Consider the following 14317-nt stretch of genomic DNA (forward strand, 5'->3'; position numbering starts at 1 on the left):
CGCCGGTCAGGCCCGGGGCAGCGTCCTGGCGAGCAGGGCGACGCGGACGGTGCCGCCCTTGGTGGCCTGCTCGCCGACCTGCGCGAACCCGAGCCGGCTGTGGAAGGCGAGCGAGCCCGGGTTGGGCGGTTCGAGGTTCACCTCGCAGGTGACCGTCGTGAGCCCGAGCTCGCGCGCCCGGTCGTCGACGGCGGCGTAGAGCATCCTCCCGATGCCGCGCCCGTGGGCGTGCGGTGCGACGACGACGCGGTCCACGTACAGCGACCCGGGGACGTGCTCGGCGAACCACCGGTAGTTCTCGCTGGTGTACCCGGCGCCCGGTGCGAGCGCGAGCAGGAAGCCGAGCGGGCCGTCGTCGCCGTCGGCGACCAGGGCGAGGTCGCACGCCGGCACGTGGGCGGCGAGCCCGTCGACCCCGAGCCCGTTGACCGCGGGGACGGCGGCGTCGTTGAGAGCGGCCAGCGCCGGCACGTCGCCGGCCGCGACGGCCCGCAGCGGGGTGCTCACACCGCGCAGCTGTCGTCGGTGCACGCGGCGGCCTCGGGGTCGCCGGCGAGCACGGCGAGCGGGTTCGCCTCGCGCCAACCGGCCTCGAGCAGCTGCGAGAACACCTCGGCGGGCTGCGCGCCGGACACGGCGACCCGGCGGTCGACGACGAAGAAGGGCACGCCGCTGACGCCGAGCGCCCGGGCCTCGGCCTCGTCGCGCCGCACCGCGTCCGCAGCCCGGTCACCGGCGAGCACGTCGCGCACGGCCGCGTCGTCGAGCCCGGCAGCCGCGAAGCCGGTCTCGCGTGCGAGCCGCACGAGCGTCTCGTGGTCACCGAGATCGGCACCCTGCGCGAAGTGCGCGTCGAAGACCGCCTCGACGAACGTCTCGGCGAGCGCCGCCCCGCCGACCTCGCGGGCCACGTGCAGCAGCCGGTGGCCGTCGAAGGTGTTGGCGGCGAGCGCCCGGTCGAAGTCGAACGTCAGGCCCTCGCCCGCGGCGACGGTCGCGACGTGCGCGAACATCTTCCGCACCTGGTCACGGGGCAGGCCCTTGTGCTCGACGAGGGCGTCGATCTCCGGGCGGCCCGGCCCGGCGGGCGTGCCCGGGGACAGCTCGTACGAGCGCCAGGTCACCTCCACGTGCTCGCGATGCCGGAACGCGTCGAGCGCGGCGGCGAACCGGCGCTTGCCGATGTAGCACCAGGGGCACGCGATGTCGGACCACACCTCGACCCGCAGCGTGCGGGTCGGGGCGAGCGTGACAGGGGGAGTGGCAGGAGTCGTCACGGGAGGAGCAGGACCTTTCCGGTGGTGGCGCGCCCCTCGAGCGCGCGGTGGGCGTCGGCCGCCTCGGCCAGCGGGTAGGTGGCGCCGACGCGGACGTCGAGCGTCCCGGCGCGGACCGCCTCGAGGAGCTCGGTCGAGCGCCACACGAGCTCGTCGCGGGTGGCGGTGTGGTCGTCGAGCTTGGGGCGGGTGAGGAACACGGACCCGGCGGCGTTGAGCCGCTGCGCGTCGAACGGCGGGACGGGCCCGGAGGAGGCCCCGAACAGCACCAGCATTCCTCGCCGGGCCACGGAGGCGAGCGACGCGTCGAACGTGTCCTTGCCCACGGAGTCGTAGACGACGTCGACGCCACGACCACCGGTGAGGGCGCGGACCTCGGCGGGCAGGTCGGCGGTGAGGTCCGCGAGCTCGCGGTACCGGATGACGGCCGCGGCGCCGGCCGCCCGGGCGAGCCGTTCCTTGTCCGTGCTCCCGACGGTGGCGATCACGCGCGCCCCGCGCTGGGCGGCGAGCTGGGTCAGCAGGAGGCCGACTCCACCGGCGGCCGCGTGCACCAGCACGTCGTGCCCGACGCCGACCGGGAACGTGGAGGTGACGAGGTAGTGCGCGGTGAGCCCTTGGAGCGGGAGGGCCGCGGCGACCTCGTCGCCCACGCCCTCCGGGACGGGGAGGGCCGCGTCCTCGCGCACGACCACGAGCTCCGCATAGGAGCCGGGGGCCGACGACCAGGCGATGCGGTCACCGACCGCCACCGTGGTGACCTCCGAGCCGATCTCGACGACCTCTCCCGCACCCTCGGACCCGACGACGTGCGGGAACGTCATCGGGTAGGTGCCGGACCGTCGGTAGGTGTCGATGAAGTTGACACCCGCCGCGGCGACGCGGACCAGCACCTCGTCCGGGCCGGGCCGGGGGTCGGCGGCGTCGGTGACCTGCAGGACCTCGGGACCGCCCGCGGCGGTGGCGATGATGGCGCGCACGTCGGACGCAACGACGCACAGGCCCTGTGTCATCCCGATATCCTCGTCGCATCCTTCTGCACCACCGTGTATGGTCATGCACATGACGTTCACGGTCGCGGTCGCCGGTGCCTCCGGCTATGCCGGGGGAGAGATGCTCCGCCTCCTGCTGGCCCACCCCGAGGCCCGCATCGGCTCCGTCACCGCGCACTCCAACGCGGGCACCCGCCTCGGCGAGCACGCGCCGCACCTGCGCTCGCTCGCGGACCGCGTGCTCGACAGGACGGACGTCGACGCCCTCGCCGGGCACGACGTCGTGGTCCTCGCGCTGCCGCACGGGGCGAGCGGCGCAGTCGCGGCCGAGCTCGCCGCACGCGGCGACCACGCGGTCGTCGTCGACCTCGGGGCCGACCACCGGCTCGTCGACCCGGCCGCATGGGAAGAGTTCTACGGCACCCCGCACGCGGGCACCTGGCCGTACGGGCTGCCCGAGCTGCTGACGGCGGGGGAGACGGTCGCCGCCGCGCACCGGGACCAGCTCGCGGGCGCCACCCGGATCGCCGTGCCGGGCTGCAACGTGACGGCGGTGACCCTCGGCCTGCAGCCGGGCGTCGCCGCGGGTCTCGTCGATCCCGTCGATCTCGTCGCGGTCCTGGCCAACGGCTACTCCGGGGCGGGCCGCTCCCTCAAGACCCACCTGCTCGCCGCGGAGGGCCTCGGTGCGGCCCAGCCCTACGCGGTCGGCGGCAGCCACCGGCACATCCCGGAGATCGCACAGAACCTGCGTTCCGCCGGTGCCCCGGCCGTGACCATCTCGTTCACGCCGACGCTCGTCCCCATGGCCCGCGGCATCCTCGCGACCGCCACGGCGCGGCTCGTCGAAGGAGTCGACCCCGCCGCGGTCCGGGCGGCCTGGGAGCACACCTACGCCGACGAGCCGTTCGTCCACCTCCTGCCTGAGGGCCAGTGGCCGACGACCGCGTCGACGCTGGGCGCCAACACGGCGTTGGTGCAGGTCGCGGTGGACCACCGGGCCGGCCGTGTCGTCACCGTCACCGCGATCGACAACCTCGTGAAGGGGACCGCCGGCGGCGCCCTGCAGTCCCTCAACGTGGCACTCGGGCTTCCCGAGACCCTCGGCCTCCCACTGGACGGGGTGGCCCCGTGAGCGCCCTCGCCGCCGACCCGGCGGCGCTCCGGCGCGCTCGACGAGCACACGACCAGCAGGCTGGTGCCCGTCCGACCACCACGACCGAGGAGACGCCGTGATCGACCAGACCCAAGAGCTCCCGTCCCCGGGGGTCACCGCCCCTGCGGGGTTCGTCGCCGCCGGTGTGACCGCGGGGCTCAAGCCCTCGGGCCGCCGGGACCTCGCCCTCGTCGTGAACGAGGGACCGCTCGATGTCGGCGCCGCGGTCTTCACCACCAACCGGGTCGTCGGGGCGCCGGTCGTCTGGTCCCGCCAGGTCGTGCAGGACCACGTGGTCCGTGCCGTGGTGCTGAACTCGGGCGGGGCCAACGTGTTCGCCGGGCCGGAGGGCTTCCAGGACTCGCACGCGACGGCTGAACGGGTCGGGCTGGCGCTCGGCGTGTCCGCCGGTGACGTGGTCGTGGCATCCACCGGGCTGATCGGCGAGCGCCTCCCGCGACAGCTCCTCCTCGACGGCGTGGACCTGGCCGCGGCCGCGCTCAGCGACGACGGCGGGCCGGACGCGGCCGTCGCGATCATGACGACGGACTCCGTCCCGAAGACCGCCCACCTCACGGTCGACGGGGACTTCGGCACGTGGACCGTGGGCGGCATGGCCAAGGGCGCCGGCATGCTGGCCCCCGCTCTCGCGACGATGCTCTGCGTCCTCACCACGGACGCGGTCGTCGACGCGGAGACCGCCGAGCGCGCGCTGCGCACCGCGACCCGGCAGACGTTCGACCGCATCGACTCCGACGGGTGCATGTCCACCTCCGACACGGTCGTCCTGCTGGCCTCCGGTGCGAGCGGTGCGGCGCCCGACCCCGAGGGGTTCGTCGCGGGCCTCACGGCGGTCTGCGGAGACCTCGCCCGCCAGCTCATCGCGGACGCCGAGGGTGCGACCCACGACATCGCCGTCACCGTCATGGGGGCCGAGACCGAGGACGCCGCGCTCGCGGTCGCCCGCGCGGTCACCCGCTCCAACCTGTTCAAGGCCGCGGTGTACGGCAACGACCCGAACTGGGGTCGTGTGCTCGCCCAGGTCGGGACGGTCCCGGAGTCGGTCGCGGCGTTCGACCCCGCGACCCTCGACGTGTCGATCAACAGCGTCCTGGTGTGCAAGGACGGTGCCGCGCACGCGCCCCGCTCCGAGGTGGACCTCGCCGCCAACCGGCTCGTGCAGGTCCTCGTCGACCTCAAGGCGGGCGGGGAGGTCGTGACCGTCTGGACCAACGACCTCACGCACGCCTACGTCACCGAGAACAGCGAGTACTCCACGTGAGCGACGACTTCGTGTTCGACACCCGGACCGACCTGCGCCCCGACCAGAAGGCCCACGTGCTCGTCGAGGCCCTGCCGTGGCTGCAGAAGTTCTCGGGCGCGCTCGTGGTGGTGAAGTACGGCGGCAACGCCATGATCGACGACGACCTCAAGCGTGCGTTCGCCGAGGACATGGTGTTCCTGCGCCAGGTGGGGCTGCGGCCCGTCGTCGTGCACGGCGGCGGTCCGCAGATCAACGCGATGCTCGACCGGCTCGGCATCCAGTCGGAGTTCCGCGGAGGGCTGCGCGTCACGACGCCCGAGGCCATGGACGTGGTCCGCATGGTGCTCACGGGCCAGGTGTCGCGCGAGCTCGTCGGGCTCCTCAACGCGCACGGCCCGCACGCCGTCGGGCTCTCGGGCGAGGACGGCGCGCTGTTCCAGGCGCGCCGGCGCGAGGCGTTCGTCGACGGGCAGCCGGTCGACGTGGGACTCGTTGGCGACGTGGTCAAGGTCAACCCGGGTGCGGTCCTCGACCTGCTGGACGCCGGCCGGATCCCCGTCGTGTCCACCGTCGCGCCCGACATCGACGACCCCACCCAGGTGCTCAACGTCAACGCCGACACCGCCGCCGCGGCGCTCGCGGTGGCGCTCGGCGCCCGCAAGCTCATCGTCCTCACGGACGTCGAGGGCCTGTACACGAGCTGGCCGGACAGGACGTCGCTGGTGCGGCGCCTGCGGGCCAGCGCGCTCGCTGAGCTGCTGCCCGGCCTCGACTCGGGCATGCGGCCGAAGATGGAGGCCTGCTGGCGGGCCGTCGAGGGTGGCGTGGGCCGCGCCCACGTCATCGACGGACGGGCCCCCCACTCGATCCTCGTCGAGGTCTTCACGTCCGACGGCATCGGCACGATGGTGCTGCCCGACGAGGAGCCTGCCGGCGCCCCGTTCACGGCCCCGGTGCCCGTCGTGCCGCACGCCACCCCCAGCCACGAGGTGACCGCATGACCGCCGACGTCGCAGGAGCCCGGCACCGGGCCCCGTCCGTACCGGACGCCAACCTTCCGGTGCCGGCGACGGAGGGTTCCGTCGCCGAGTGGACCGACCGGTACACGCACGCGCTGATGGACACGTTCGGGGCGCCGCAGCGCGTCCTGGTCCGTGGCGAGGGCCCGTACGTGTGGGACGCCGACGGGGAGCGCTACCTCGACCTGCTCGGGGGCATCGCCGTCAACTCGCTGGGTCACGCGCACCCGACCTTGACGGCGGCGATCAGCGCCCAGCTCGGCACGCTGGGCCACGTCTCGAACTTCTTCGCCAGCCCGGTGCAGATCGCGTTCGCCGAGCGTCTGCTCGCGCTCGTCCGCGCCCCTGCCGGCTCACGCGTGTTCCTCACCAACTCGGGCACCGAGGCGAACGAGGCGGCCTTCAAGCTCGCGCGCCGCAACGGTGGCGCCGGCCGGCCGCGCATCCTCGCGCTCGAGGGTGCGTTCCACGGCCGGACGATGGGCGCCCTGGCGCTGACGTCGAAGGCCGCGTACCGCGAGCCGTTCGAGCCGCTCCCGGGCGGTGTCGAGTTCCTGCCGTTCGGTGACACCGACGCGCTCGAGGCGGCGTTCGCCGACGGTGCGGGGCAGCAGGTCGCGGCCCTGTTCGTCGAGCCGATCCAGGGGGAGGCCGGTGTGCGCCCGCTGCCCCCTGGTTACCTCGCCCTGGCGCGCCGGCTCACCGCGGAGAGCGGGGCGCTGCTCGTGCTCGACGAGGTGCAGACCGGGATGGGCCGCACGGGTGCGTGGTTCGCCCACCAGCTCCCGCACCTCGGTGGCGGGATCGTCCCCGACGTCGTCACGGTCGCGAAGGGACTCGGCGGCGGCTTCCCGGTCGGCGCGCTCGTCGCCCTCGGCGAACCGGTGGCCACGCTCGTGGGCCGCGGGCAGCACGGCACGACGTTCGGCGGCAACCCGGTGGCGTCGGTGGCCGCTCTCGCGACCATGTCGGTCATCGAGCGCGACGGGCTCCTCGCCCACGTCACCGACCTCGGTGCACGGCTGCGCGAGCGGCTCTCCGGTGCGAGCCCGCTGGTGGCGGAGGTGCGCGGCGAGGGCCTCCTGATCGCCGTCGAGCTCACGTCGCCGGTCGCGGCCGACGTCGCACGGCGAGCGCTCGAGGCGGGGTTCATCGTCAACCCGTGCACGCCGACCGCCGTGCGGCTCGCGCCGCCGTTCGTCCTCACCGACGAGCAGGCAGGCACGTTCGTCGACTTCCTCGCGGGCCTCCCGCACGACCTGGCGGTGCAGCCGTGAGCGCGACCCGGCACTTCCTGCGCGACGACGACCTCTCCCCGGCCGAGCTCCGCTCCGTGCTCGAGCTCGCGCTCGCGTTCCGTGACGACCGGTTCATCCGCTCGCCGCTGGCGGGCCCCCGGGCGGTCGCGGTGATCTTCGACAAGCCCACGCTGCGGACCCAGGTGTCGTTCACCGCGGGCATCGCCGAGCTCGGCGGCTTCCCGCTCGTCGTCGACGGCAAGCTCGCCGGCATCGGCAAGCGCGAGTCCATCGCGGACACGGCGCGGGTCCTCGACCGGCAGGTGGCGGCGATCGTCTGGCGCACCCACGCGCAGTCCCGCCTCGAGCAGATGGCCACGGTCTCCCGTGTGCCGGTCGTGAACGCGCTCACCGACCAGTTCCATCCCTGCCAGGTCCTCGCGGACCTCGCGACGATCGCGCAGCACCGCGGCGGGGTCGGGCGCCTGAGCGGCAGGACGCTCGCGTACGTGGGCGACGGGGCCAACAACATGGCGCACTCCTACCTGCTCGGAGGAGCGAACGCGGGCATGCACGTGCGCATCGGCACGCCGCCCGCCTACCTCCCGGACCCGCAGGTCATGGCCGACGCCGCGGCGCTGGCCGGGCGCACGGGCGGCTCGGTCCGCGTGGTGCACAGCATCGAGGAGGCCGTCGCGGGTGCCGACGCCGTGGCGACGGACACCTGGGTCAGCATGGGCCAGGAGGACGAGGCGGGGGAGCGGGAGACCCCGTTCGTGCCGTTCCGCCTGGACGGGGCGGCCATGGCGCTGGCGGCTCCGGACGCCCTCGTCCTGCACTGCCTGCCCGCGTACCGCGGCAAGGAGATCACCGCCGAGGTGCTCGACGGCCCGCAGTCGGTCGTCTGGGACGAGGCGGAGTTCCGCCTGCACGCCCAGAAGGCGCTGCTGTCGTTCCTGCTGGAGCGGTCGTGAGCGTCACGAGCCCCGTCCCGGCGACGAAGGCGGCCCGGCAGGCCCTCGTCACCGCGCTGCTCACCCGCGGCCAGGTCCACTCCCAGCAGCAGCTTGCCGAGCTGCTCGCGGCCGAGGGCGTGCAGGTCACGCAGGCGACGCTCTCGCGCGACCTGGTCGAGCTGCGCGCCGAGAAGATCCGCACACCGACGGGCGCCCTGGCGTACGCCGTGCCCGCCGAGGGCGGTGTGCGGGCCCCCGTCGCGGGCCCCGACCAGGAGATGCTCGCCGCCCGGCTCGCACGGCTGTGCGGCGAGCTGCTCGTCACCGCCGAGGCGTCCGGCAACCTCGTCGTCCTGCGCACGCCGCCCGGGGCCGCGCAGTTCCTCGCGTCCGCGATCGACCACTCGGTGCTGCCGGCGGTCCTCGGGACCATCGCGGGCGACGACACGGTCCTCGTGATCGCCCGTGAGGCCGACGAGGGACCCAGCACCGCCGGCGCCGCCCTGGCCGCCCGGTTCCTGTCCCTCGCCACCGACCCCCGTCCCGAGCCGGCCCGAGCCGTCGCCGGCCGGACCACCGACTGACCACCCACCACCACGAAAGAAGAACTCCCCATGACTGAGCGCGTCGTCCTCGCCTACTCCGGCGGCCTGGACACCTCTGTCGGCATCGGCTGGATCGCCGAGGCCACCGGCACCGAGGTGATCGCGGTCGCCGTCGACGTGGGCCAGGGCGGGGAGGACCTGTCGGTCATCCGTCAGCGGGCGCTCGACTGCGGCGCCGTCGAGGCGTACGTCGCGGACGCCCGCGACGAGTTCGCGACCGAGTACTGCATGCCCGCGCTGCAGACCAACGCGCTGTACCTCGACCGCTACCCGCTCGTCTCGGCGCTGTCCCGGCCGGTCATCGTCAAGCACCTGGTCCGCGCGGCCCGCCAGTTCGGTGCGACGACGGTGGCCCACGGCTGCACCGGCAAGGGGAACGACCAGGTCCGTTTCGAGGTCGGTATCACGTCGCTGGCCCCCGACCTGACGTGCCTGGCGCCCGTCCGCGACCTCGCCCTGACGCGCGACAAGGCCATCGACTTCGCGGCGCGCAAGCAGCTGCCGATCGAGACCACCAAGCACAACCCGTTCTCCATCGACCAGAACGTGTGGGGCCGCGCGGTCGAGACGGGGTTCCTCGAGGACATCTGGAACGGCCCCACCAAGGACGTCTACACGTACACGGACGACCCGACCTTCCCGCCGGTCGCCGACGAGGTCGTCATCACGTTCGAGCAGGGCGTCCCCGTGGCGCTCGACGGCGTGCCCGTGACGCCGTTGCAGGCCATCCAGGAGATGAACCGCCGGGCGGGTGCCCAGGGCGTCGGCCGGATCGACATCGTCGAGGACCGGCTCGTCGGCATCAAGTCCCGCGAGGTCTACGAGGCACCGGGTGCGGTGGCCCTCATCGCCGCGCACCAGGAGCTCGAGAACGTCACGGTCGAGCGCGAGCAGGCCCGGTTCAAGCGGACGGTCGAGCAGCGGTGGACGGAGCTGGTCTACGACGGCCAGTGGTTCTCGCCGTTGAAGAAGTCGCTCGACACGTTCGTCGCCGACACCCAGCGCTACGTCTCGGGCGATGTGCGGATCGTGCTGCACGGTGGCCGCGCGACCGTCACGGGCCGCCGCTCGGACGCCAGCCTGTACGACTTCAACCTTGCGACCTACGACACCGGCGACTCGTTCGACCAGTCCGCGGCCAAGGGCTTCATCGAGATCTACGGCCTGAGCTCCAAGCTCGCCGCGGCGCGCGACGTGCGTTTCGGCAACGGGGTCGACCTCGGCACGCAGGGTGGGATCGGTGGCTGACGAGTCCGGCCCGCTCGCGCTGTGGGGCGGCCGGTTCGCCTCCGGCCCGGCCGCGGCCCTCACCGAGCTGTCGCGCTCCACGCACTTCGACTGGCGTCTGGCGGACCACGACATCTCCGGCTCGGTCGCGCACGCCCGCGTGCTGCACGCGGCCGGCCTGCTCACGGACCAGGAGCGCGACGGCATGGTCGACGCGCTCGAGCGGCTGCGGACGGACGTGGCGTCGGGGGCGTTCGGGCCGGCGCCCGACGACGAGGACGTGCACACGGCGCTGGAGAGAGGGCTCATCGAGCGCGCGGGTGCCGACCTCGGCGGCAAGCTGCGCGCAGGCCGCTCCCGCAACGACCAGATCGCCACGCTCGTGCGGATGTACCTGCGGTCGCAGGCACGCGTGCTCGCCGGGCTGGTCCTCGACGTGGTCGACGCGCTCGTCGCGCAGGCCGACGCCGCGGGTGACGCGCCGATGCCGGGGCGCACCCACCTCCAGCACGCGCAGCCGGTGCTGCTCGCGCACCACCTGCTCGCCCACGCCTGGCCGCTGATGCGCGACGTCGAGCGCTGGGTCGACTGGGACACCCGGGCGGGGCTGTCGCCCTACGGCTCGGGTGCCCTCGCCGGGTCGTCGCTGGGCCTGGACCCGGCGGCGGTGGCGACCGACCTGGGCTTCGACGGCCCCGTGGAGAACTCGATCGACGGCACCGCGTCCCGTGACGTCGCGGCCGAGTTCGCCTTCGTCGCAGCGATGACCGCGGTCGACGTCTCGAGGTTCGCGGAGGAGGTCATCCTCTGGGCCACCAAGGAGTTCGGCTTCGTCCGGCTCCACGACTCCTACTCCACGGGGTCGAGCATCATGCCCCAGAAGAAGAACCCGGACATCGCCGAGCTCGCGCGCGGGAAGGCGGGCCGTCTGGTCGGCGACCTCACGGGTCTTCTCACCACCCTCAAGGGCCTGCCGCTCGCGTACAACCGCGACCTGCAGGAGGACAAGGAGCCGGTCTTCGACCAGGTCGACCAGCTCACGGTCCTGCTGCCGGCGTTCGCGGGGATGGTCGCGACGCTGACGTTCGACACGGACCGCATGGCCGCGCTGGCGCCGCAGGGCTTCTCGCTGGCGACGGACATCGCCGAGTGGCTGGTCCGTGAGGGCGTGCCGTTCCGCGTGGCGCACGAGGTCGCGGGCGCCTGCGTCCGCGCGTGCGAGGAGCACGAGCCGGCGATCGAGCTGTGGGACCTCACGGACGACGATCTTGCTGCGGTCTCGGCACACCTCACGCCGGAGGTCAGGTCGGTGCTCACGGTCGCCGGCTCGCTGGCCTCCCGGTCGGCGTACGGCGGAACGGCTCCGGCACGTGTCGCCGAGCAGCTGGACCGGGCGCGCGCGCGGGCGACCGAGCTGCGTTCCTGGGCGTCCTGACGTTGGTGGCGGACTCGAGCGCGGCTGCCCGGCGGGTCACGGACGACCTCGTCGCCCGTGCGCTGTCCCGGCAGCCGCGGCTCGGCCCGGTCCGCTTGGTCTGCGTCGACGGGCCGGCGGGCTCCGGCAAGACGACGACCGCCGCCGCCCTGGTCGCGACCGCTCGAGCCACGGGCGGGGTGGCCGAGGTGGTCCACCTCGACGACCTGTACGAGGGCTGGTCCGGGCTCGACGGCTCGCTGTGGCCCCGGCTCGCAGCCCAGGTCCTCGAACCGCTGCGCCGCGGCCTGCCGGGCCGGTTCCAGCGCTACGACTGGAGTGCGTCACGGTTCGACGGCTGGGTCGACGTCCCGGTGCCGGACGTCCTCGTGCTCGAGGGCTGCGGCGCGGGCCAGCGCCTCGCCGACCCGATCGCCGTGCTCCGGGTGTGGGTCGAGGCACCCGACCCTGTGCGCCTCGCGCGCGGGCTGGCCCGGGACGGCACCGACGCCCGAGCGCGGTGGGAGCAGTGGATGCTCGACGAAGCCGCCCACTTCGCCCGGGAGCGCACCCGGGAGCGAGCCGACGTGCACCTCGACGCGTTCGGCGTGCCGCTGGCGTAAGGCCTGACCCGCCCGCACGTCGACGCGCCGCGCCCAGCCGGCCTGCCACCGCGGCGGCCGGCACCGCTCCGCGGGTCCGGCGGCCGTCCGCCGTCGCGCGCTCGAGCGAGGTTCCCGCTCGTCGTGCGGCAGGATGAGCGGGTGAGCACGCCGTCCGCATCCCCGACGGGTCCGCCTGGACCGGCTGACCCGCGCGCGTTCGTCTCCGTGCCCGCCCGGGTCTGGTACAGCCGCGAGGTGCACGCCGTCGCACGCGACCTGCTCGGCGCCCACGTCACCGCCCGGTCCGAGGAGGGCGAGGTGACGGTCCGCATCACCGAGGTCGAGGCGTACGGCGGGTCCGAGGACCCCGGCTCGCACGCGCACCGGGGCCGGACCCCCCGCAACGCGGTCATGTTCGCCGAGCCCGGCCGCCTCTACGTCTACCGGCACCTGGGTCTGCACCACTGCCTGAACGTGGTCGCCCAGCCGACGGGGAGCCCGGCCGCGGTGCTGTTGCGGGCCGGAGAGGTCGTGGAGGGAGCGGAGCTCGCCTGGCGGCGGCGGGAGCGTGTGGGCGTGGTCGACTCGTTCCGCCAGCTCGCCCGCGGACCTGCCCGCCTGGCCGTGTGCCTGGCCCTGGACATGGCAGCGAACGGCGCGGACCTGACCGAGGCCGGCGGCGACGTCGTCCTGCACCGCGACCAGTCCACCATGCAGCCGACGCTGGCGACCGGCCCCCGTGTCGGCGTGGCCGGGCACGGCGGCGACCCGCAGCACTACCCGTGGCGCTACTGGCTGACAGACGAGCGCACGGTGTCCGCGTACCGACCGGCGTATCGGAGGCCGACGTCGGTAGACGCCCCGTGAGGGCGACGACGTCGGCGGTGCCCGTCACTGCCCGCGCGTTTGCGGCTCCCCGTACCTGCCTTGCACCTGACCTGGAGAACTCGTGACCGACATCCTCGACGAGCTCGAGTGGCGCGGCCTCGTCGCGCAGACCACCGACCGTGCCGCCCTGCAGACCGCCCTCTCGGCGGGTTCCGTCCCCCTCTACTGCGGCTTCGACCCGACCGCCCCGAGCCTGCACATCGGCAACCTGGTGCAGATCCTCACCGTCCGCCGCCTGCAGGACGCGGGCCACCGCCCGTACGCCCTGGTCGGTGGCGCGACAGGCCTCATCGGTGACCCCAAGATGACGGGCGAGCGCACGCTCAACTCGCACGACGTCGTGGCGGGCTGGGTCGAGCGGATCCGGCGGCAGATCGAGCCGCTGCTCCTGTTCTCCGGGGAGAACGCCGCGACGATGGTGAACAACCTCGACTGGACCGCGCCCATGTCGGCCATCGACTTCCTGCGCGACGTGGGCAAGCACTACCGCCTCGGCACGATGCTCGCGAAGGACACCGTCGCCCGGCGCCTGAACAGCGACCAAGGCATCAGCTTCACCGAGTTCAGCTACCAGATCCTGCAGGGGATGGACTTCCTCGAGCTGCACCGCCGGCACGGCGTGAGCCTGCAGACGGGCGGCTCGGACCAGTGGGGCAACCTGCTCTCCGGCGTCGAGCTCGTCCGCAAGGTCGAGGGCACCGCTGTGCATGCGCTCACGACGCCGCTCATCACCAAGGCGGACGGCACCAAGTTCGGCAAGACGGAGTCCGGCACGGTGTGGCTCGACGCGGACCTCACCAGCCCGTACGCCTTCTTCCAGTTCTGGCTCAACGCCGAGGACGCCGACGTGGTCGGCTACCTCAAGGTCTTCACGTTCCGCACGCGCGACGAGATCGACGCCCTGGCCGAGGCCGTCGCAGAGCGGCCGGGCGCCCGTGAGGCGCAACGGACGCTGGCCTACGACGTGACGGCGCTCGTGCACGGTGCCGAGACGGCCGACAAGGTCGTCGCAGCCAGCCAGGCGCTCTTCGGGCGGGGTTCGCTCGGCGACCTCGACGCGCCGACGCTCGCCGCGGCGGTCGCCGAGCTCCCTCTCGCGACCGGCGGCGCCGGCGTGCCGATCGTCGACCTGTTGGCGGCGACCGGGATCGTCTCCAGCAAGGCCGCCGCCCGTCGGGCCATCAGCGAGGGCGGTGCGTCGGTCAACAACGTCCGCGTGTCCCACGAGGACGCGGTCCTGTCCGCCGGCGACCTCCTGCACGGCCGCTGGGCGGTCCTGCGGCGCGGCAAGCGCACGCTCGCCGTCGTCGACGCCGGGGCGTGACGGCGCCCGGGCCGTCCACCGAGGGCGGTCCGGGCGCGTTCGCGCAGGTCAGCAGCGACCCGGGGGCCCGGTGAGCGGCGTCACTGCACACCGATTTGCCACGCGAGGCAGGCCGCGCGTAATGTTCTCGATGTCGCCCGGCAGGGAGGAACAGACACCAGGGAACGAACCCGGGTGGCTGGTCCCGAGGGTGGCCGCCCCCGAACATGGATCTCGGCGCTTCGTGCGCCCTGGTACGGTTCGGGTCCGGACCTCGGTCCGCAACCGCCGCCCGAAAGGGCCGGACGGAAGCGCTGAGAAAGTCCGCTACGATGGAGAACGACAAAGCCTCGAAGATAGGCCGGAAGGCCTG

At 73.8% G+C, this 14317-nt stretch carries 14 protein-coding genes; 11 read left to right on the plus strand and 3 right to left on the minus strand.

All coding sequences use genetic code 11. The features are described 5' to 3' along the window. Window positions 1-6: 6 nt before the first annotated feature. From ACVW07_RS20235 to ACVW07_RS20245, 3 genes are read right to left on the minus strand one after another with little or no spacing between them, the layout of a single operon-like run. Entirely contained in the window at window positions 7-507 is a 501-nt protein-coding gene (locus ACVW07_RS20235; protein WP_456820985.1) for a GNAT family N-acetyltransferase, read from the minus strand. Next, the gene (locus ACVW07_RS20240; protein ID WP_456820986.1) at window positions 504-1277 is read right to left on the minus strand and encodes a DsbA family oxidoreductase; all 774 of its coding nucleotides are present in this window, start codon (window positions 1275-1277) and stop codon (window positions 504-506) included. Before ACVW07_RS20240 ends, ACVW07_RS20235 begins: the two co-directional genes overlap by 4 nt. After that, window positions 1274-2257, minus strand: a complete 984-nt coding sequence (locus tag ACVW07_RS20245) for a quinone oxidoreductase family protein (RefSeq protein ID WP_456821134.1) — start codon at window positions 2255-2257, stop codon at window positions 1274-1276. The genes ACVW07_RS20240 and ACVW07_RS20245 overlap by 4 nt, the downstream gene beginning before the upstream one ends. An 82-nt stretch (window positions 2258-2339) precedes the next feature. Between ACVW07_RS20245 and argC the strand changes: the two genes are divergently transcribed. The 11 genes from argC to tyrS all read left to right on the plus strand — a co-directional run bounded on the left by argC (window position 2340) and on the right by tyrS (window position 13965). Further along, window positions 2340-3404 (plus strand): N-acetyl-gamma-glutamyl-phosphate reductase, encoded by a 1065-nt coding sequence (gene argC, locus ACVW07_RS20250; RefSeq protein WP_456820987.1) that lies wholly within the window; start codon window positions 2340-2342, stop codon window positions 3402-3404. Between the two features lie 97 nt (window positions 3405-3501). Then, entirely contained in the window at window positions 3502-4707 is a 1206-nt protein-coding gene (argJ, locus tag ACVW07_RS20255) for a bifunctional glutamate N-acetyltransferase/amino-acid acetyltransferase ArgJ (protein WP_456820988.1), read from the plus strand. Continuing rightward, window positions 4704-5690: an acetylglutamate kinase gene (gene argB / locus ACVW07_RS20260; RefSeq protein ID WP_456820989.1), complete on the plus strand. Its 987-nt coding sequence runs from the start codon at window positions 4704-4706 to the stop codon at window positions 5688-5690. The genes argJ and argB overlap by 4 nt, the downstream gene beginning before the upstream one ends. After that, window positions 5687-6985 (plus strand): acetylornithine transaminase, encoded by a 1299-nt coding sequence (locus tag ACVW07_RS20265; protein ID WP_456820990.1) that lies wholly within the window; start codon window positions 5687-5689, stop codon window positions 6983-6985. The genes argB and ACVW07_RS20265 overlap by 4 nt, the downstream gene beginning before the upstream one ends. After that, window positions 6982-7920 carry an ornithine carbamoyltransferase gene (argF, locus tag ACVW07_RS20270; protein WP_456820991.1) on the plus strand — a complete coding sequence of 313 codons (939 nt, stop codon included), beginning with the start codon at window positions 6982-6984 and terminating at the stop codon, window positions 7918-7920. The genes ACVW07_RS20265 and argF overlap by 4 nt, the downstream gene beginning before the upstream one ends. Next, on the plus strand, window positions 7917-8486 hold the full coding sequence (locus ACVW07_RS20275; RefSeq protein ID WP_456820992.1) for an arginine repressor: 570 nt from the start codon (window positions 7917-7919) through the stop codon (window positions 8484-8486). Before argF ends, ACVW07_RS20275 begins: the two co-directional genes overlap by 4 nt. A gap of 30 nt (window positions 8487-8516) precedes the next feature. Further along, a complete protein-coding gene (locus ACVW07_RS20280; protein WP_456820993.1) occupies window positions 8517-9755 on the plus strand; it encodes an argininosuccinate synthase in 1239 nt (412 codons plus the stop codon). Then, on the plus strand, window positions 9748-11169 hold the full coding sequence (gene argH / locus ACVW07_RS20285) for an argininosuccinate lyase (RefSeq protein WP_456820994.1): 1422 nt from the start codon (window positions 9748-9750) through the stop codon (window positions 11167-11169). Before ACVW07_RS20280 ends, argH begins: the two co-directional genes overlap by 8 nt. Before the next feature lie 5 nt (window positions 11170-11174). Further along, window positions 11175-11771, plus strand: coding sequence for a uridine kinase (locus ACVW07_RS20290; protein ID WP_456820995.1), 597 nt, complete (start codon window positions 11175-11177; stop codon window positions 11769-11771). 141 nt (window positions 11772-11912) lie between these two features. Further along, window positions 11913-12620 carry a DNA-3-methyladenine glycosylase gene (locus ACVW07_RS20295; RefSeq protein ID WP_456820996.1) on the plus strand — a complete coding sequence of 236 codons (708 nt, stop codon included), beginning with the start codon at window positions 11913-11915 and terminating at the stop codon, window positions 12618-12620. Between the two features lie 82 nt (window positions 12621-12702). Beyond that, window positions 12703-13965: a tyrosine--tRNA ligase gene (tyrS, locus tag ACVW07_RS20300; RefSeq protein ID WP_456820997.1), complete on the plus strand. Its 1263-nt coding sequence runs from the start codon at window positions 12703-12705 to the stop codon at window positions 13963-13965. Window positions 13966-14317: the final 352 nt, after the last annotated feature.

The sequence above is a fragment of the Cellulomonas sp. URHB0016 genome (genome assembly GCF_054057935.1).

Coding starts and splice junctions, on each gene's coding strand:
- argC (WP_456820987.1), top strand. CDS start 2,340: ATGACGTTCACGGTCGCGGTCGCCGGTGCCTCCGGCTATGCCGGGGGA.
- ACVW07_RS20265 (WP_456820990.1), top strand. CDS start 5,687: ATGACCGCCGACGTCGCAGGAGCCCGGCACCGGGCCCCGTCCGTACCG.
- ACVW07_RS20280 (WP_456820993.1), top strand. CDS start 8,517: ATGACTGAGCGCGTCGTCCTCGCCTACTCCGGCGGCCTGGACACCTCT.